This window comes from Tessaracoccus zhenghani (assembly GCF_054552775.1).
The window spans coordinates 2,688,337-2,706,358 of the sequence record NZ_CM137275.1 but is presented as its reverse complement, the minus strand read 5'-3'; the positions used below and the strand labels follow the sequence as shown (position 1 = coordinate 2,706,358).

The 18,022-nt window shown below is 68.8% G+C and carries 16 protein-coding genes; 7 read left to right on the top strand and 9 right to left on the bottom strand.

Features of this window, described 5'->3' with window-relative positions; translation table 11 throughout:
* The first annotated feature begins 193 nt into the window (after positions 1-193).
* Positions 194-2,026: a N,N-dimethylformamidase beta subunit family domain-containing protein gene (locus ACX1DX_RS12685; protein WP_459396881.1), complete on the top strand. Its 1,833-nt coding sequence runs from the start codon at positions 194-196 to the stop codon at positions 2,024-2,026.
* Between the two features lie 27 nt (positions 2,027-2,053).
* On the opposite strand, the gene ACX1DX_RS12680 is transcribed toward ACX1DX_RS12685, so the two are convergent.
* The 5 genes from ACX1DX_RS12680 to ACX1DX_RS12660 form a co-directional block, all read right to left on the bottom strand.
* Positions 2,054-3,097: a glutathione synthetase gene (locus ACX1DX_RS12680; protein WP_459396880.1), complete on the bottom strand. Its 1,044-nt coding sequence runs from the start codon at positions 3,095-3,097 to the stop codon at positions 2,054-2,056.
* Positions 3,094-4,263: a peptidase MATCAP family protein gene (locus ACX1DX_RS12675; RefSeq protein ID WP_459396879.1), complete on the bottom strand. Its 1,170-nt coding sequence runs from the start codon at positions 4,261-4,263 to the stop codon at positions 3,094-3,096. The genes ACX1DX_RS12680 and ACX1DX_RS12675 overlap by 4 nt, the downstream gene beginning before the upstream one ends.
* Complete coding sequence (locus ACX1DX_RS12670) at positions 4,260-5,084, bottom strand: N-formylglutamate amidohydrolase (protein ID WP_459396878.1); 825 nt, start codon at positions 5,082-5,084, stop codon at positions 4,260-4,262. Before ACX1DX_RS12670 ends, ACX1DX_RS12675 begins: the two co-directional genes overlap by 4 nt.
* Positions 5,085-5,166: 82 nt before the next feature.
* Entirely contained in the window at positions 5,167-5,820 is a 654-nt protein-coding gene (locus ACX1DX_RS12665) for a response regulator (protein WP_459396877.1), read from the bottom strand.
* Positions 5,817-6,965 carry a sensor histidine kinase gene (locus tag ACX1DX_RS12660; RefSeq protein ID WP_459396876.1) on the bottom strand — a complete coding sequence of 383 codons (1,149 nt, stop codon included), beginning with the start codon at positions 6,963-6,965 and terminating at the stop codon, positions 5,817-5,819. The genes ACX1DX_RS12665 and ACX1DX_RS12660 overlap by 4 nt, the downstream gene beginning before the upstream one ends.
* A gap of 175 nt (positions 6,966-7,140) precedes the next feature.
* On the opposite strand from ACX1DX_RS12660, the gene ACX1DX_RS12655 reads away from it, so the two are divergent.
* Positions 7,141-7,860, top strand: a complete 720-nt coding sequence (locus ACX1DX_RS12655) for a hypothetical protein (protein WP_459396875.1) — start codon at positions 7,141-7,143, stop codon at positions 7,858-7,860.
* On the opposite strand, the gene thrC is transcribed toward ACX1DX_RS12655, so the two are convergent.
* Together thrC and mptB are read right to left on the bottom strand one after the other, a co-directional pair.
* The gene (gene thrC / locus ACX1DX_RS12650; RefSeq protein ID WP_459396874.1) at positions 7,756-9,183 is read right to left on the bottom strand and encodes a threonine synthase; all 1,428 of its coding nucleotides are present in this window, start codon (positions 9,181-9,183) and stop codon (positions 7,756-7,758) included. The genes ACX1DX_RS12655 and thrC overlap by 105 nt on opposite strands.
* A gap of 10 nt (positions 9,184-9,193) precedes the next feature.
* Entirely contained in the window at positions 9,194-10,558 is a 1,365-nt protein-coding gene (gene mptB, locus ACX1DX_RS12645; RefSeq protein ID WP_459396873.1) for a polyprenol phosphomannose-dependent alpha 1,6 mannosyltransferase MptB, read from the bottom strand.
* A 68-nt stretch (positions 10,559-10,626) separates the two neighbouring features.
* Here mptB and ACX1DX_RS12640 point away from each other — a divergent pair, with 68 nt between their 5' ends.
* Genes ACX1DX_RS12640 through ACX1DX_RS12625 form a run of 4 tightly spaced genes read left to right on the top strand, consistent with a single transcriptional unit; the run spans position 10,627 to position 14,683 of the window.
* Complete coding sequence (locus tag ACX1DX_RS12640; protein WP_459396872.1) at positions 10,627-11,970, top strand: NAD(P)/FAD-dependent oxidoreductase; 1,344 nt, start codon at positions 10,627-10,629, stop codon at positions 11,968-11,970.
* A gap of 8 nt (positions 11,971-11,978) precedes the next feature.
* Positions 11,979-12,506 (top strand): DoxX family protein, encoded by a 528-nt coding sequence (locus tag ACX1DX_RS12635; RefSeq protein WP_182762729.1) that lies wholly within the window; start codon positions 11,979-11,981, stop codon positions 12,504-12,506.
* 33 nt (positions 12,507-12,539) lie between these two features.
* Entirely contained in the window at positions 12,540-13,265 is a 726-nt protein-coding gene (locus ACX1DX_RS12630) for a response regulator transcription factor (RefSeq protein WP_076063093.1), read from the top strand.
* Positions 13,262-14,683 (top strand): sensor histidine kinase, encoded by a 1,422-nt coding sequence (locus ACX1DX_RS12625; protein ID WP_459396871.1) that lies wholly within the window; start codon positions 13,262-13,264, stop codon positions 14,681-14,683. The genes ACX1DX_RS12630 and ACX1DX_RS12625 overlap by 4 nt, the downstream gene beginning before the upstream one ends.
* A 159-nt stretch (positions 14,684-14,842) precedes the next feature.
* Here the strand turns inward: ACX1DX_RS12625 and ACX1DX_RS12620 are convergent, their stop codons facing one another.
* The gene (locus ACX1DX_RS12620; RefSeq protein WP_459396870.1) at positions 14,843-15,112 is read right to left on the bottom strand and encodes a hypothetical protein; all 270 of its coding nucleotides are present in this window, start codon (positions 15,110-15,112) and stop codon (positions 14,843-14,845) included.
* A gap of 306 nt (positions 15,113-15,418) precedes the next feature.
* Here ACX1DX_RS12620 and deoC point away from each other — a divergent pair, with 306 nt between their 5' ends.
* Positions 15,419-16,129, top strand: coding sequence for a deoxyribose-phosphate aldolase (gene deoC / locus ACX1DX_RS12615; RefSeq protein WP_459396869.1), 711 nt, complete (start codon positions 15,419-15,421; stop codon positions 16,127-16,129).
* A gap of 18 nt (positions 16,130-16,147) precedes the next feature.
* Here deoC and ACX1DX_RS12610 read toward each other — a convergent pair whose 3' ends face one another.
* Entirely contained in the window at positions 16,148-18,016 is a 1,869-nt protein-coding gene (locus ACX1DX_RS12610; RefSeq protein ID WP_459396868.1) for an ABC transporter ATP-binding protein, read from the bottom strand.
* Positions 18,017-18,022: the final 6 nt, after the last annotated feature.

Below are 18,022 nucleotides of genomic sequence, written 5' to 3'. Positions count from 1 at the left end.
AAGCTGTTGAAGTCGAATCAGTTCCCTTGAGCGGGGTTGACTCAAGCTAACCACAGACCGCGCCCAGGCTCAAGTCAAAGTTGAGCTTATCCGGCTCAACCCTGGGGAACCCTGAGTATTGGGCTCCCTGAGCACCCATGTCGGCACCGCACGTTAGAGTCGGGGACAGATCGCTGACCAGGGGGAATCATTCATGCGCATCCAGACACTGTTCATCGCCGTCATCGTGGCCCTGACCACCATCTTCGCCTCCGCCCAACCCGCCTCAGCGGAGTCCACGTGGCGGATCACGGGCCGGCTCGGGGACTGGCAGGTGCTCTCCGGCTACGCCGTCGGGGAATCGCTGCTGCCCGGTGACGAACTGCGGCTGAAGGTCCACGCCACAGGGGAGACGGTCTCCGTCGAGATGTTCAGGATGGGCCACTACGACGGCACCGGAGGCCAACTCGTCGCCACTGCTCCAGCTCAGCCCGCGGTGAAGCAGCCCGGGTGCGTGACGCGCGACAAGACGGTGGACTGCTCCAACTGGAGCGTCACGCACCGCTTCGACACCACCTCCTGGCAGCCGGGTGCCTACCTGGCGAAGCTCTCAGACAACGGCGGCAACCAGCGCTACGTCTCGGTGTTCCTGCGCTCCCCCAGCCACTCCGGGGCCGTGACCGTGATGTTCGCCACCTCCACGCATGCGGCGTACAACAGCATCGGCGGCTACTCGCTGTACGTCGGCCTGCCCGACGGCAGCGCGCTCAATCGGGCCTACACCGTCAACATCAACCGGCCCAACCGAGGCAACGGCGCGGACAAGTTCTACCGCTACGAACTGGGCTTGGTCCAGTACCTCGAGTCGCTGGGCGTTCCCATCAGCTACACCACCAACTCCGAGCTGCACCGCGGGGCGGATTCGTTCCGGGGCTCGCGGGCGCTGGTGATGCTGGGCCACGACGAGTACTGGTCCGTCGAGATGCGCCGCAATGCCGAGATCCTGCGAGACAGGGGCACGAACCTCCTCTTCCTGGGCTCCAACGCGGCCTACTACCGGACTCGCTTCAATGCAGACTTCACGGAGGTCACCTCCTACAAGCTCAGCCACCTCGACCCGGTGCAGGACCGCACCTCGACGGGCACCTTCCGCGCCGAGCCCTACCCCAACCCGGAGGCCCGGCTGATCGGCTCACAGTACGACTGCGACGGGGCCAATCCGCAGACTGACCTGGTCGTCACCAACCCATCGTTCTGGGCGTTCAAGGGAACCGGCGCCACCGCGGGCTCGCGGTATCCCCAGCTCATCGGCCACGAGGTCGACAAGGCGGGCCCTGATTCCCCCCAGGGCGTCCACATCGCCGCGCACTCGACGTTCGACTGCACCACCCGCAAGGGCATCTCAGACCTGACGTACTATGTGGCGCCGTCGAAGGCAGGCGTGCTGAACCTGGGCACGATGGGCTTCGCGTTCGCCCTGACGCCCGGGATCGCCTACGACGCGCGTTCGGTCGCGTTCGTCAAGCAGGTGCTGGCCACCGTCGTCACCGAAGCAGCGAAGGGGCCGCTGGGCACCACCCACACGGAACGGGGCAACTTCCTCGACGTCTACCCAGCTCCGCCCGCGCCGAAACCGCTCGACATCTACACCACCCCTGGCGAGCATCTCGTCAACGGGCGTCGCTGGAAAACCGCCTGCGAGCCCTACTCCCGAACCGAGCGGTGCCGCACGAAGATCTGGGCGACGACGGTCGCCCAGGTGGGCGGCAGGTTCGTGCAAACGAACGGTTGGGCATTCAACAACCTGACCTACAAGACCTCGCCCCGCGCAATGTGGAAGGGCAACCCCTTGGCCGCGTCCGGGTCCTGGACCGCGGTTGACGGGCGCAAGTGGCGCACGGAATGCGACACCCCAGCCACCGGTCGCAACGGGTGCCGGAGCTACATCGAGTCGGACGCCATCGCGCTCGTGACGAAGGCAGATGGTTCGAAGGTCTACGAATGGACGCGCGACTGGCGGTTCAACAACATGGTGCGCTTCAGCTGATCCGGCGCCCGGCGCCACCGGGTGAAGCTAGAGGGCGGCCAGGCTGATGTTGGCGATCTGGTTTCCGTAGTGCCGGCGGATCTCGAGCTTGCGCTCCAGATCCGTGATCACCGCGGTCGCGAAGTTCTCGTCGTACAGCGCGGCGCAGGAGCCCAGACCACCGGGGCTGAAGACGTTGACCTCCATGAGCTTATCGCCCACGATGTCGAGCCCGACGAGGAACATCCCGTCGGCGACGAGCTTGGGGCGCACCACATGCACCATCTCGAGCATTTCATCGGTGACCTTGACGGCCTCCGCCTTGCCCCCGGCCGACATGTTGGAGCGCAGGTCCGACCCGCTCGACCGGCGTCGGAAGGCCGCACACTTGCCGTTCATCATCAGCGGCTTGCCGTTCATCACGAACATCCGCACATCGCCGTTCTTCGCCTCCTCAAGGTACTCCTGGGCCACGACGTAGCCGTCGCGGGAGATCGCCTCGATGATCTGGTTCATGTTGGGGGATTCGTCCGTGTTCACCAGGAAGACGCCGCTGCCACCGGAACCCTGCAACGGCTTCAGCACGGCACGGCCGCCGAGATCCTTCACGAAGTCGACGATCTGGGCCTCGTCACGCGAGATGAGCGTAGTGGGGCGCACCGCCTCCGGGAAGTGCTGGAAGTAGGCCTTCGACAACGCGTTGGCCAGGCTGGTGGGGTCGTTGACCACCAGGACCCCCGTCGAGGCGATGAGCTGCCCGAAGGCGACCCCCGCGTTGTTGGCCCACGCCGAGCCCTGCGCGTCGTCGGCGGGATCCGAGCGGAGCATCACGATGTCGAACTCGCTGAGCGGTAGCCGCTCCTCAGACGTGGGCTTCTGCACGTCCTCGATATAGCGCTCGAGTGAGCGGTAGTTCTTGCCGGCCCCGGCGCGGGCGCGGGCGCTGAGGGAGCCGTCGGCCTCGTAGGCGAAATTGCCCATCCCCATCAGCCACGCCTCGTGACCCATGTTCGTGGCGTGCATGGCCAGCCTGGTGGTGGTGTATTCGGCCTTCTCGGTCATGACGTCGTTGACGACGAATCCGATCTTCATGCTGCAACTCCTTGGATGAGTTCGGTGGGGTCTGTGGTCTGGGCTGCGACGAGGAGCCGCTCGCGGCTGCTGGCCTCGTCGAACCAGCGGGGCAGCACGACGGGGGCGCTGAGCACCCCTCGTGCGTTGAGTTCTTCGATGAGAGGGAGGTCCTCCAGGGCGAACTTGCCGAGGAAGAAGGCGCCGAGGTCGCCGCCGGAGCGGAGGTGCCCCAGGATGTCGATGAGGCCGCGCAGGTAGCAGGCGTCCTTCGTCAGCCCGCCGGAGCGGAAGATGCGCATCACGGTGGAGAAAGCGCCTCCGGGGTGGAAGCCGTCGTCGACGAGGCCCTCCCAGCATTCGCGGAACGACGCCCCGCCGAGCATGCGCGACACGGTGAGCACGCGGCCGGCGAGTTGCCGGAGCCGCGACGCGGTCAGTTCCCCGCAGGCCACCTCCGCCAGCACGGCCAGGCCCTCCTGGGTCTCGTCGTACCCGGCCAGGCCGGTACCCAGAACCTGGAGCGGCTGGTGGGAGCCGTTGACCTGGGTGACGAGGTGCGTGCCGACCTCGTGCTGGATCAGCGCGTTGGCGCGGTCCGCCGATACGGAGGCCTCCGGCCCGATCAGCAGCAGGTTGCCCGACACCATGACGCCGGTGGAATCCGGCCGGATCTCCGCGTGGATGTCGACGTCGGGTTCGAGCCCGCGGTAGTAGTCGAGTTCCTCGTTGGCCACGGCCAGGAACTCCTCGGCCGTCAGCCGTTCACCGGACCATGCCGAGGCGTCGATCCGGCTGAGGATCGCCTCGGCCGCCGTGAGCAGGTCCTGGTGGACCCCGCCGAACAGCTCGATGGAGAGGTTGCGGAAGTCCTGCGAGCCGCGGCAGCGCAACATCGACAGCTGGAGGTCCAGCTCGCGGTGCTTGTTGCGCAACAGCGCGCCCACCGTCGCGTCCTGCACGCGGGTGACGTCGATGCTGTGCAGCACCGTGTGGAGCACCTCCGGCTCGATGATGTAGTCGCGGTAGGTGAACTCCGGCTCCCGCACGTCGCCGGCGACGAAGGCGTCCTTCACGTCGTTGGCGTCGATGGGCGTGACGTCCAGGATGAACCGGAAGCTGGTGCTCAGCTGCGACAGCTGCAGGTCGATGGCCTGGTCCACCATCGAGAGCGGGTTGTTACTCATCCGCCCTCGCCAGCCATGGCCTGCTCGGGATCCCGGCGCTGCGGGATGTGCCGCTCGGGGATCTCGGCGAGCGCCGCCAGCACCGGGCCCTGGGTCTGCTCGAGGGCGGCGGCGAGCCGTTCGATGTGCTCGTGGTCCGGCTCCCCCGTCCACTCGTCCATGAACGTCTTCTTGAACTCGATGGCCAGCACACAGCCCACGCCGGGGTAGCGCTCGTGGACGAACCAGGCGAGGTTCTGGCCCTTGAACTTCACGTTCTCGCGGATGTCGAAGCCCTGACCCAGCATCGACTCGCGGAAGGCGCCCGCCACGTCGCCGAACGTCTCATGGTTCAGCGAGCCGGTGCCGAGGTTGACCTCCGGGTTCTCCTCGACCGGCTCGTCGGGCGCGTCCGCGCCGTCGCGGCGATGGTTGTAGGAATGCACGTCATAGATGACGAACGGGCCGCGCTCGGCCACCACATCGAGGCGCTCCGCCAGGGCGGCATAGAACGCGTCATAGCCTGTCAGGGCGATGTCGACCGCGTCCTCGGGAAGTTCGTCGGTGTCCCAGACCTTGAGCCCCCAGCAGTCGTCCGGCGTCCGGTAGACGGCCTTGGTGCGGATCCGGTTGAGATCCGTCTCGAACCGCGACAGGTGCACGTTGACCCGGGCCGGGATGCGACCGGCGATGAGGTCCGTGAAGGGGTCCTCCTCGCGGAAGCGCACCTCCTCGTCGAGCACCATGGACCTGGCGATCTCTGGGCTCAGGTGATGCCCGGCATGGATGGAGGTGGCGATCAGTTGACCGGACCAGTCACCGAGGAACTCGAATGGTTGCATGCACCATTCCTACCCGACGACCGGTTCGCGGGGGCGAAAACGCATAGCTATGAAGGGGGGCCGCGGTTGTGGCGGGCGTTGGTCAGGAGCCGGGCTGGACGAGACCGGACTCGTAGGCCATGACGGCGACCTGGACGCGGTCGCGGAGGTCGAGCTTGCCCAGGACCCGGGAGACATACGTCTTCACCGTGGTCTCGCTGAGGTACAGCCGGGCGCCGATCTCCGAGTTGGACAGCCCACGGGCCACCAGCCGGACGACGTCCAGCTCGCGCTCGCTCAACGAGTCCAACCCCTCGGGCGTGACGCCCGGCGCGGGACGGCGCGTGAACTGTTCCAACAGGCGACCGATCAGGGCCGGCGCCAACATCGACTCGCCCCTGGCCACCACACGGACCGCGTGCACCAGGTCGTCGGGCGCGACGTCCTTCAGCAGGAACCCCGAGGCGCCCGCACGCACCGCCGACCACACGTACTCGTCGAGGTCGAACGTGGTCAGCACCAGGATCTTCGGGCGCGACCCCGGCCCTGCGAGGATCCGCTGCGTGGCGGCGACGCCGTCGAGCCTGGGCATCCGGATGTCCATCAAAACGACGTCGGGGCGCTCCCGGCGGGTCAGTTCGACGGCGACCTCACCGTCGGCTGCCTCCCCCACCACCGTCAGCCCCGCACGCTCCAGGATCAGCCTGAACCCGGCGCGCACCAGTTCCTGGTCGTCCACGATCAACACCCTGATCATGGACCCTCCAACGGCAGGACGGCCTCGACGGCGAACCCGTCCTCGTCGTGGACCGTCAGCGTGCCGCCGAACAGGGAGACCCGCTCGCGGATCCCGACCAGGCCGTGACCGGGGGAGGCGCTTCCCGGCAGGGCCGGGCCGGGGTCGCTGACTCTGATGCGCAGGTCGTCGCCGAAATGGATGCCCACGTCCGCCGAGGTCGCCGCCGAGTGTCGACGCACGTTGCTGAGCGCCTCCTGCACGATCCGGTAGGCCGCCAGATCCAGCCCTCCGCCGAGCGGCACGTGCCGGCCGGTCCGGGTGACGCGGACCTCGAGCCCCGCGTCGCGGACCGCGGCCACGAGCTCAGGCAGCGCCTCCAGCCCCGGCAGGGGCGTCAGCGCCGCCACCGGGTCCGGCACGCGGAGCATCTGGACCATGCGCCGCATCTCCGACATTGCGCCCGTGCCGCTGGTGCGGATGGCGCCCAGCGCGCGCCGCACGAACTCCGGGTTCTCGTCGACCACCTGCTCCGCTGCCCCCGCCTGCACCACCATCACGCCGACGGCGTGCGTGACGATGTCGTGCAGTTCCCGGGCGATCCTCGCGCGCTCCCCCGCAACGGCGGCGGCCGAACGTTCCCGGCTCGCTGCATCGGCCTGTTCAGCGGCCACCGCAGCAGCCACCGCCTTCTCCTCAGAGGCGCGCAGCCCGCGTCCGATGAGGTAGGCCAGCGCCACTGTGGCCCAATGGAAGATGAGTTCCCCGGGGCTGCGGAGATCCGGCAGCGCCAGGTCCGCCAGCGCCAGATAGGCCGCGATCAACAACGCGGCGAGCCACCGCAGTGCGCCCGGGGCGTGGCGCGCCATTGAGTAGGCCAGGACGTAGGTGGGCACCAACTGGCCGAGGAACAGCACCTGTAACTGACCGCCGGTGAGCAAGCCCAGCACCGGCCAGACGAGGAGAGCGGCCACCGCCACCCACGGCCGCGCTCTCCGTTGCGACAGCAGCGCGGCGACCGCGACGATGCCGACGGAACTGACCGCGGGCGAGCCTGCCCCGAAGACGGACTCCATCGGCAGCCACACCTCGAACAGTCCCAGCGCGGCGAGCAGCGCCGAGACCACCAGGTCCTGCGCCTGCGGGCTGAATCGAGGCCGTGCCATGCGCACAGCCTAAGCAGCCCACCGTCGTCCCATGCCATTCCAGGGAAGACCGCTGGGTCTCCGGAAGTCGACTCCGCGGGACACAACCGACCCCGTGGGGCTGATGACCGGCCAACCGCCGGCTTCGTAGCGTCGGCGGCAACCGGCACAGGTCGGTCCCAACCAAGGAGCAGCCATGCACATCACCTCACCCACATTGCGCTGGACCACCGCGCTCACGCTCGCCCTCGCGGCGCTCACCACGTGCGCCTCCCTGCCCTTCGGCCCCAACTTCGCGGGGCCACCCGCCACGTGGCTGGCAGAGATCGCCGTGACCCCAGCCGCTGGCTGGTCCTTCCACCTGTTCACCATCTCGCAGTTGTTCCTGGCCGCGGGCGTCGTCGGCATCGCGGCCCAGACCTGGCAGCGCGCACCGAGGCTGACCTTCGTGGCCACCGCCCTCATCGCCCTGAGCGCGTTCGCGCACGGCGTGGGCGGAGGCGTCCAGATCATGCTGCTCACCTTCGCCCCCCACACAGAGCTGCACGACGAGGTGGGGCCGGTCATTGAAGCCATGTACAGCAGTCCCCACCTGGTGCCCTACCTGGCGTTCGGCATGCTGGGCCTGGTACTCGGAATGATCCTGTTCGGTGTGATGCTGCTGCGCGCCCGTTTCGGGCCGCGCTGGCTGGGCGTGGAGCCCATCCTCTTCGTGGTGGCGGAATTCGGGCTCAGCTCGTTGAGCGAGTGGGCCTTCTACGCCGCCGGACTACTGTTCGGGGTCACCCTGGTGGGGCTGGCCGTCGTGACGCTACGCGGAACGCTCGATGATCGCGCGGACGGCGACGGCGTCGTTCGGGGCGCTGAGGACGCGTCGAGGCAGATCCTCGATCCCCTCGAAGCGCGCCGGGCGTGACGGCACCACGCCGATGGCCTCGACGATGGTCTCGGCGAACTTCACTGGCAGCGCGGTCTCCAGCACGATGACCGGGCCGTCGACGGGTAGGCTGCCGGCGACCTGCACGGCGTCGGCAGTGTGCGGGTCGATGACCACGCCGTCGGCCCGGAAGACCCGCCGGATCTGGTCCAGCCGGTTCTGGTGCGTGGACGTCCCCGCCACGAACCCGAACCGCTCGACCTGGCCGCGGAACTCCGGGGTGCCGCCAAGGTCGAAGGAGCCGTGGGAGCCCAGTTCGTCGACGAACAGCTCCCGCACGCGGGCGGCGTCGCGACCCAGCAGGTCGAAGATGAAGCGCTCGAAGTTCGAGGCCTTCGAGATATCCATCGACGGCGAGCTCGTGGCGTGCGTCTCGGCACCCGCCCGCACGCGGTAGACGCCGGTGCGGAAGAACTCCTCCAGCACGTTGTTCTCGTTGGTGGCCAGGATGAGCCGGTGGATGGGCAGGCCCATCTCGCGGGCGATGTGGCCGGCGGCGATGTTGCCGAAGTTGCCCGACGGCACGGCGAAGCTGACCGGCCCCGCGTGCTTTTCGGGGAGCCGCAGCCAGGCGGCGAAGTAGTAGACGACCTGGGCCAGCAGGCGCGCCCAGTTGATGGAGTTCACGGCCCCGATCTTGTGCCGGGCCTTGAAGTCGGCATCCGCGTTGATGGCCTTGACGATGTCCTGGCAGTCGTCGAACACCCCGTCGACGGCGATGTTGACGATGTCCGGGTCGTCGATGGAGAACATCTGCGCCTGCTGGAACGGCGTCATCCGGCCCTGCGGCGACAGCATGAACACCTTCACGCCCTGCTTGCCGCGGAGCGCGTACATGGCCGAGGACCCGGTGTCGCCGCTGGTGGCGCCCAGAATGGTGATCCTCTCACCGCGGCGCTCCAGTTCGTAGGCGAACAGCTCGCCCAGCAGTTGCATCGCCATGTCCTTGAAGGCGGCGGACGGGCCGTTGCTCAGGTGCGCCAACCACAACCCGTCGCTCAACTGCGTCAGCGGCACGACGGCGGGGTCGAGGAACTTCGACGGCTCGTAGGCCCGCCCCACGATGCCGCGCAGGTCCTCGGCCGGGATGTCGTCGATGAACAGCGACACGATCTCGAACGCGAGCGCCTCGTAGCCCTCCTCCGCCAGCAGCGTGCGCCAGGCATCGAGTTGGGCGACGGAGACCTGCGGGTAACTGTCCGGCAGGTACAGCCCGCCGTCGGCGGAGAGACCCTCGAGCAGGATGTCGCTGAACCGCTTGCCGGGCGCGCCCGAGGCATCACGGGTGGAGACGTAGAGCATGGGGTGGAGTCTAGTGTGCCGGCCGCTGGGCGATGGCCGGGATTCCGCGGCGCCACCACCACCACAGCGGCACCCCCACCACCACCATGGCGACATAGGGCGCCATCGCATCCTGCAGCGCGGGCAGCAGCGCGAACGCGGCCACCACCACCAGCCAGACGCGGTCCGTCAGCGGCGAGCGCGGGCAGAAGACATACAGCGGCAGCAGCCACGTGAGGTACCAGGGTTGCAGGGCCGGCGCGCACACCATGAAGGCCGCCAGCACGGCGACGGCGAAGAGCCACGGCCGGTCCCCCGTCGCCCGCCCCTTCGGGCCCCACTTCACCCACAGGAGCACCACGACCACCGCGATCAGCAGGGTGGAGAGCAGGTTGATGACGCCGTCGGAGACCCCCTCCGGGAAGATCTCGTGGTAGCGGAAGAAGGACGCCACCCACGACAGCGGGGCGTTGCTGGTGGCGCCGATGGGCTGGCCCGCCGTCGGGTTGCGCCAGCCGAGGCCCCAGTGGAGCGAGGTGGCCAGGAACGTCAGCACCGTCACCGCTCCCGGCACGACAGCCACCCACGCGAGACCCCACCAGGAGGACCGGGCGGGCCGACGGAGGCTCCAGGCGAGGGCCACCACGCCGAGGCCGTACAGCGCAGCGGACTGCTTGATGCCCATCGCGACGCCCAGCAGCAGGCCGGCGACGACGAGCCCGCGCCAGCCGCGCCATCCCAGGTCGGTGACCGCCAGGAACGCAGCCACGCCGAGCGCCACCATCAGGGCGTCGTTGTGCGCGCCGCCGATCCACTGCACGAGGATCACGGGGTTGAGCAGCCCGGCCCACAGCGCCAGGCCCGGGTCGACGCCGAAGCGCCGGGCGAGCCGCGGCAGCACCCAGGCGAGGATCGCCAGCGCGAGCACGCTCTGGATCCGCATGGCCATCGGGGTGGCGAGGATGTCGCCGGCGGTCAGCCGCGAGATGAGGCCGAACAGGTCGAGCTGCAGCGAGGGGTAGACCGAGGTGGTGGTGTGCCAGTGGGTGCCCACGAGCAGGCCGGGCTGCCCCGCATCGCCGATGGCCGTCTCGTACGGGTTGATACCCCGGGCCACCTGCCAGCCGGTGGCCGCGTACGCGTAGGCGTCACGGGAGTGGAGCGGCAGCGACACCAGCATGGGCAGCGACCACAAGGCCGCCGTCGTCAGCGGGCGGTGCCAGCGGGGCCCCAACTGCCACCAGGCGAGCAGCAGCACGCAATGGCCGGTGAAGGAGACGATGACGCGCCACCAGGACGCCGGGCCCTCGAGCAGGAGGGGGGCGTCGACGAACGCGGCGCCGACGATGACGAGCACCGCCGAGAACCCGATCGTCACCCACAGCCAGTTGCGCACCGCGCCAGACTAGTGGAAACGATCCGGGATATTTTCGCCACGAGTATGTTGCGGATTACTCTGGGCACATGCATCGTGTCGTCATCATCGGATCCGGCTTCGGCGGGCTGTTCGCGGCCAAGGCCCTGAAGCACGCGGACGTGGACATCACCCTCATCGCCAAGACCAACACGCATCTTTTCCAGCCGTTGCTCTATCAGGTGGCGACCGGCGTCCTCAGCGAGGGCGAGATCGCACCCCCCACCCGTGAGATCCTGCGCCGGCAGAAGAACGTGCAGGTGCTGCTGGGCCTCGTCGAGGACATCGACTTGACCGCCCGCACCGTCAAGTGGCGCTTCCACAACCAGCACCACGAGACGCCCTACGACACCCTCATCGTTGCCGCCGGCGCCGGCCAGAGCTACTTCGGCAACGACCACTTCCGCACGTTCGCGCCGGGCATGAAGACGATCGACGACGCGCTGGAGCTGCGGGCCCGCATCCTGAAGTCGTTCGAGGTGGCCGAGTTCACTACCGATCCCGACGAGCGGCGCAGGCTCCTGACGTTCGCCGTGGTGGGCGCCGGCCCCACGGGCGTCGAGATGGCCGGCCAGATCCGCGAGCTGGCGGATTCCACGCTGCGCAACGAGTTCCGCTCCTTCGATCCCTCCGACGCCCGCGTCGTGCTGCTCGACGGCGCCGACCAGGTGCTGCCGCCCTTCGGGCCACGACTGGGCCGCAACGCGCAGGAGACGCTGGAAAAGCAGGGCGTGGAGGTGCAGCTGGGCGCCATCGTCACAGACCTGGACGACGACGGCCTGACCTTCCGCCGCAAGGACGGCAGCACCCAACGCATCGAGGCAGGCTGCAAGGTGTGGGCCGCCGGCGTGCAGGGTAGCGAACTGGGCGCGACCCTCACCGAGCAGTCCGACGCCCAACTGGACCGCTCGGGCCGCGTCGTCGTCGACGAGAAGCTGAACCTCCCCGGGCACCCTGAGGTGTTCGTCATCGGCGACATGGCGTCGATGCCGGGAGTGCCGGGTGTCGCCCAGGGCGCCATCCAGGGCGCGAAGCATGCGGCGAAGACGATCCGGGCCCGCGTCGAGAACTCCCCCGAGCCCGGCGCGTTCACGTACCGCGACAAGGGGTCCATGGCCACCATCTCCAAGTTCGCCGCCGTCACTCAGATCGGCAAGATCCAGCTGACCGGTTTCATCGCGTGGCTCGCGTGGCTGTTCCTGCACCTCCTCTACATCGCCGGGTTCAAGCAGCGCATCACCACGCTGCTGAGTTGGTTCATCACGTTCGTGACCAACGGCCGCTCACAGCGGGTGGTCACCAACCAGCAAATGGTGGCGCGCCTCGCGTTGGAGCGTCTCGGCGCCGGTTCTTCTGGCAAGCTGATCCACGGCGAGGAGCTGACCGAGGACTAGGAGCTGCGATGGACGCCTTCCTGAAGGTGGTGCGTGACCTCGCGCTGCTCGTGGCCAGGATCGTGCTGGGCGTGACGCTGATCGCGCACGGCTGGTACCGCTGGAACATCACGGGCCTCGAGGACCAGACCAACATCCTCGAAGGGGTTGGCCTGCCCAGCGCGGAGGGGCTCGTCATCGCGACGATCGCCTTCGAACTCATCGGGGGCGCGCTCCTCATCTTCGGCCTGGCCACCCCGCTCATCGGCCTGGGCATGATCGTCCAGAACGGAGCGGTCATCCTCACGACGCGGCTCGACGCCGGCTTCTACCAGCACGACCGGGGCTGGGAGTACAACGCCGTCCTGGCCACCTTCGGCCTGGTCCTCCTGGCCTTCGGCTCCGGCCGCGCCGGCCTCGACTACCTGTTCCTGCGGCCGCGCGACGACGCCGGCGAGCGCCTGATCGAACCGGACCCCCGCGACCGGCCCACGGCCTACCCTGTGCCGGACGAACCAGCGGCGGGCTCTCACAGGTACCCCACAGAAACCCCATAGCTTTCACCCACCCGGCGGTGAGAGAGTGGACCCATGGCCCATGCTGACACCCTGACCCGCCCGGACGGCACGCCCATCCGCGTGCTCACCGTCGACGACGAACCCAGCCTCATCGAGCTGCTGTCGATGGCCATGCGGTACGAGGGGTGGGACGTCTACACGGCGACGTCCGGCACGGAGGCCGTCAAGGTGGCCCGCGAGGCGCAACCCGACGCCCTGGTGCTCGACATGATGCTGCCGGACTTCGACGGGCTGGAGGTGATGCGCCGCATCCGCACCGAGGACCCGGACGTGCCCGTGATCTTCCTCACCGCGAAGGACGGCGTCACGGACCGCATCGCCGGGCTCACCGCCGGCGGCGACGACTACGTCACCAAGCCCTTCTCGCTCGAAGAGGTCATCGCACGGCTGCGGGGGCTGCTGCGCCGCTCCGGTGCCACGTCGATCCGCCCCGACACGCAGATCATCGTCGGCGACCTGATCCTCGACGAGGACTCCCACGAGGTGACCCGCGCCGGCGAACACATCAACCTCACCGCCACCGAGTTCGAACTGCTGCGCTTCCTGATGCGCAACCCCAAGCGGGTGCTGTCGAAGGCGCAGATCCTGGACAGGGTGTGGAACTACGACTTCGGCGGCCAGGCCAACGTCGTGGAGCTGTACATCTCCTACCTCCGCAAGAAGATCGACGCGAACCGCGACCCCATGATCCACACCATGCGCGGCGCGGGCTACGTGCTGCGGCCGGCCGCCGGATGAGCCCTCAGCGACGCGGCTCCCTCGCCGCCCAGATCCAGCCCCGCGTCGTCATCACGGTCGCGGTGCTGGCGCTCGTGGTCAGCATGGTCACCGTCTTCGCGGCCGCCACCATCCTGTACCGCCAACTCGACACCGAGCTGGACGGCGCGCAGGTGCGGCAGGGTCGCGGGCCGGGCTGGAGCAGCGGCGACCGGGTGCCCGGCATCGAGACCCCCGGCATGAGGGTGGGCACCGTGATCGCCCTGGAGCTGCCCGACGGCAGCGCCGTGGGCAGCGTCATCGAAGACGGCGAAGTGGACTCCGTGACCACCGCGGCGATGATCCGCCTCGTCGAACTGCCGGCCGACGGCGAGAAGCGCTCCGTGATGCTGCCCGGGATGGGCAAGTACCGCGTCGAGGCGCGGGAGACGCGGCTGGGCAAGGTGTCGGTGGGGCTGCCCACCGGCGACATCGACCGCTCCCTGCTGTGGCTGACGCTGTTCGCGGCGGGCATCTCGTTGTCGGCCGTCGCCGTCACGGCGTTGGTCACGCGCGAGGTGCTGGGCCGCGCCACCCGGCCGCTGACCGCGCTCACGAACACGGCAGACCAGGTCAGCCACCTGCAGTTGGAACGGGGACGCGTCGAGGTACCGAGGGTCTCGGTGGGCGCGCTGCCGGAGAACAACGAGGTCACCCGCCTGGCCACCGCCTTCAACGACATGCTGGACCGGATCGAGGGCGCGCTGGCCGCCCGCGAAGCGTCCGAGGTGAAGCTGCGCCAGTTCGTCGCGGACGCGTCGCACGAGCTGCGCAACCCCCTGGCCGCCATCCGGGGCTACAGCGAGCTCGCGGAGCGCGCCCCGGAAGGCGAGAAGTCCTTCGCGCTGCAGCGCATCGATTCGGAATCCCGACGGATGACCAAGCTGGTCAACGACCTGCTGCTGCTGGCCCGGCTCGATGCCGACACGCAGGTGGAGGCGAGGCCCGTCGACGCCGTCGAGGTGGTGGTCAACGCGGTCAGCGACGCGCAGGCCGCGAGCCGCGACCACCAGTGGCAGCTGATGCTGCCGGAGCCGGAGGTCATGGTGCTGGCCGACGCGGACCAGTTGCACCAGGTGATGATCAACCTGCTGAGCAACGCCCGGACACACACGCCGCCCGGCACCGTCGTGCGCACGTGCGTGCGGCGGCATGGGGACCGCGCGGTGATCGAGGTCGCCGACAACGGTCCCGGCATCCCGCCCGAGACGCTGCCCCGCGTCTTCGAGCGGTTCACGAAGGCCGACGACGCGCGCACCCACTCCACCGTTCCGTCCACGGGGCTGGGGCTGGCGATCGTGCGTGCCATCGCCGAGGGCTTCGGCGGGTCGGCGATGGTGTCGAGCAGGCCTGGCCGGACGGCCTTCACGGTGACGCTGCCGCTGGCCCCTGTCGACTGACCGACGCGCGGCTGCCAGGCGCCAGGGCGACTTCACGTTCCGGCCCAGTGCTGGGTTTGGCGCCGTCCTTGGCCTCAAAGCCAGCATTGAACACGGCCGCCCGATTTCAGTGCTGGATGGGGCGCCGTCCTCGGGCACAAACCCAGCATTGAAGCAGGCTCACGCCGCCGGACGACGCTGGGTGCCGCGCGCGGAACGCCGGCTCAGGGCGGCCGCCGGGTCGAAGGTGATGCCGCGCACGAGCTTGCTGTTGGCCACGAGGCGGTCCAACTCGCCCACGGCCTGCTTCACGAAGCCACCAGTTTCAGCCGTGCAATCGCTGGCCGAGGTCCAGACCTCGTATTCATTGACGCGGCCCGAACCGTTGGACGACTGGCGCGGAGTCAGGCTCACGCGACCGAGCTGCACCGGCTCGTCTGAAATCTTCACCGTGAGGTGGTGCGGCGGCTGGACTTTGGTGCCCGACCACTGGGTATGCGCGTGTATTCGTACGCTGCGTTAGCGGATTGGGGGAATACCAACCCGCTCAACGCCAACGCGCCGGCGGCAATGCCTGCCACCACATGTCGTGTTGTCACTGTGGACATCCGAGTCCCTTCTCATCGGTGCCCACACCTGTCCTGCACCTTCACCGTCGCCCCTTGTGGCGGTCACCTTGAGAAGACAAGCGCTCGTTGGAAGTGCGCAACACCCGCCCAAATGGACAGCTACGATGCAAGAAACGAAAGGACCGCAATGCAGATCACCCGCTCGGCACTAGCCCAGATGATTGACCACACGTTGCTGAAGACGGATGCCACGCGCGCCCAGGTGGCCGCGCTGGTGGCCGAGGCACGCGAGCTGGGCACGTACTCGGTGTGCGTCTCCCCGTCGATGCTGCCGATCGACGTAGAACTGGGCGAGGTGCTGGTCGCCACGGTGTGTGGCTTCCCATCCGGCAACCACACCCCGGCGGGGAAGGCTGGGGAGGCCGCCGAGTCGGCCCGCCTAGGCGCCCACGAGGTGGACATGGTGATCAACATCGGCCTCCTCAAGGAGGGCCGCGCGGACCTCGTCGAGGCCGAGATCCGCGCCGTGCGCGAGGCCGCCCCAGACGTGCTGCTGAAGGTCATCATCGAGTCGGCCGCCCTGACTGACGACGAGATCGTCGCGGCCTGCCGGGCGGCGGAGGCTGCCGGGGCGGATTACGTGAAGACGTCCACCGGCTTCCACCCCAGCGGCGGCGCGTCGGTGCACGCGGTCACGCTGATGGCGCAGACCGTCGGCGACCGCCTGGGGGTGAAGGCCAGCGGCGGGATCCGCGACTACGCCACCGCCAACGCGATGGTCGAGGCGGGGGCCACGCGCCTGGGCCTGAGCGGCAGCGCCTCGGTTCTCGCGGGCGCTGAAGGCGTCGAAGCGGGCGAGGTGCCCGAAGCCAGCGTCGAGTCCGCCGACAACTACTGAGCCACCCCGAGCGGCGGCTCAGTCGTCGGAGAACTGCGTGAAATACAGCGTCGCGTACTGACCGCGGGACTCGAGCAGCTCCGCGTGGGTACCGCGCTCAACGATCCGGCCGGACTCGACCACCAGGATCTGGTCTGCATGCCGCACGGTGGAGAGACGGTGCGCGATCACGATCGACGTGCGCCCCTCCCGCGCGTTGTCCAGCGCCTGCTGCACCAGGTGCTCGGATTCGGAATCCAGGTGCGCCGTCGCCTCGTCCAGCACCAGGGTGGGCGGGGCCTTCAACAGCAGCCGGGCGATCGCGAAGCGCTGCCGCTCGCCGCCGCTCAACCGGTAGCCCCGCTCGCCCACCACGGTGGCCATCCCGTCGGGGAGCCGCCGCACCAGGCCCGCGATCTGGGCCGCTTCGAGCGCCGCCCACAGCTCGTCGTCGGTGGCCGAGGGCTTGGCGTAGCGCAGGTTGGCGCCCACGGTGTCGTGGAAGAGGTGCGCGTCCTGCGTCACGTAGCCGATCTCGTCCTGCAACGACGACAACGCCAGCTCGCGCACATCCGTGCCGCCGATCTCCACGCTGCCCGAATCCACGTCGTAGAGCCGCGCCAGCAGGTGCGTGAGGGTGGTCTTGCCCGCGCCCGACGGGCCGACCAGGGCGACCGTCTGCCCCGGCGACACCTCGAACGTGACGCCCCGCAGCACCGGCTCGTTGGCCGACTCCCCCACCGCCATGGCGGGCTCGAGCGACTCCAACGACACCTTCTGCGCGTCCGGGTAGGTGAACCACACGTCACGGAAGGCGACGCTCGGCGGCCCGGTCACCTGCTTCGCGTCCGGCGCGTCGACGATCAGGGGCTTCAGGTCCAGCACCTCGAACACCCGCTCGAAGCTGACCAGCGCCGTCATCACGTCCACCCGCAGCGAGCTCAGCTGGATCAGCGGCCCGTACAGCCTGGCCAGCAGGGCCACCAGCGCCGTGAGGGTACCCACGGTGAGCTGACCCTCCACCGCGGCGTAGCCGCCGAAGCCGTAGAACAGCGCCGTGGCCAACGCCCCGACGAAGGTCATCGCGGTCATGAACACCCGCGAGGTCATGGCGATCATCACCCCGCCGTCGGCCACCGCCCTGGCCTGCGAGGCGAACGTGGCGTTCTCCGTGGCGTGGTCGCCGAACAGCTTCACCAGCAGCGCCCCGGAGACGGAGAACCGCTCGGTCATGGTGGCCGACATCTCCGCCTGGTGCTGCATCCGGTCACGGGAGAGGTCCGCCAACCGCCTGCCCACCAACTGGGCGGGCACCATGAAGATGGGCAGCAGCACCAGCGCGCCCAGCGTCAGCGGCCACGACAGCGCCAGCATGGAGCCCAGCACCAGCAGCAGCGTGACGCCGTTGGACACCAGCGACGACAGCGTGGAGGTGAACGCCTGCTGCGCGCCGTTGACATCCGAGTGGAGCCGCGAGACCAGCTTGCCCGTGTGGGAGCGGCTGAAGAACGCGATGGGCATGCGCAGCACGTGGTCGAAGATCTGGGTACGCATCGAATAGATGAGCCCCTCGCCGATGCGCGCCGAGCACCACCGCTCAACGATGGACAGCGCCGCGGAACCGACGGCCATGCCCGCCACCACCAGCGACAGCACGACGATGAGCCGGACGTCGCCCGCCAGCACGCCGTCGTCGATGATCCGCTGGAACAGCAGCAGCGGTACCACCGACAGCGCGCTCCCGAGCGTGACGCTGACCAGGAAGAGCAGGATCAGGCCCTTGAAGGGTCCGCCGTAGGCGATGACGCGGCGCGCGGTGCCGCGGTCCAGTTTGTGGTCACGGATCTCGGATCCAGTGGCGAGCCGGCCGAGGACCCGGCCCCCACCCATCCCCCTGCCGACACTCATGGGCGG

Excerpts from the sequence above, each read along its gene's own strand:
- ACX1DX_RS12655 (WP_459396875.1), top strand. The coding sequence starts at position 7,141 with ATGCACATCACCTCACCCACATTGCGCTGGACCACCGCGCTCACGCTC.
- ACX1DX_RS12670 (WP_459396878.1), bottom strand. The coding sequence starts at position 5,084 with ATGCAACCATTCGAGTTCCTCGGTGACTGGTCCGGTCAACTGATCGCC.
- ACX1DX_RS12640 (WP_459396872.1), top strand. The coding sequence starts at position 10,627 with ATGCATCGTGTCGTCATCATCGGATCCGGCTTCGGCGGGCTGTTCGCG.
- ACX1DX_RS12680 (WP_459396880.1), bottom strand. The coding sequence starts at position 3,097 with ATGAAGATCGGATTCGTCGTCAACGACGTCATGACCGAGAAGGCCGAA.
- ACX1DX_RS12660 (WP_459396876.1), bottom strand. The coding sequence starts at position 6,965 with ATGGCACGGCCTCGATTCAGCCCGCAGGCGCAGGACCTGGTGGTCTCG.
- deoC (WP_459396869.1), top strand. The coding sequence starts at position 15,419 with ATGCAGATCACCCGCTCGGCACTAGCCCAGATGATTGACCACACGTTG.
- ACX1DX_RS12665 (WP_459396877.1), bottom strand. The coding sequence starts at position 5,820 with ATGATCAGGGTGTTGATCGTGGACGACCAGGAACTGGTGCGCGCCGGG.
- ACX1DX_RS12625 (WP_459396871.1), top strand. The coding sequence starts at position 13,262 with ATGAGCCCTCAGCGACGCGGCTCCCTCGCCGCCCAGATCCAGCCCCGC.
- ACX1DX_RS12685 (WP_459396881.1), top strand. The coding sequence starts at position 194 with ATGCGCATCCAGACACTGTTCATCGCCGTCATCGTGGCCCTGACCACC.
- ACX1DX_RS12630 (WP_076063093.1), top strand. The coding sequence starts at position 12,540 with ATGGCCCATGCTGACACCCTGACCCGCCCGGACGGCACGCCCATCCGC.
- ACX1DX_RS12610 (WP_459396868.1), bottom strand. The coding sequence starts at position 18,016 with ATGAGTGTCGGCAGGGGGATGGGTGGGGGCCGGGTCCTCGGCCGGCTC.
- ACX1DX_RS12675 (WP_459396879.1), bottom strand. The coding sequence starts at position 4,263 with ATGAGTAACAACCCGCTCTCGATGGTGGACCAGGCCATCGACCTGCAG.
- ACX1DX_RS12635 (WP_182762729.1), top strand. The coding sequence starts at position 11,979 with ATGGACGCCTTCCTGAAGGTGGTGCGTGACCTCGCGCTGCTCGTGGCC.
- thrC (WP_459396874.1), bottom strand. The coding sequence starts at position 9,183 with ATGCTCTACGTCTCCACCCGTGATGCCTCGGGCGCGCCCGGCAAGCGG.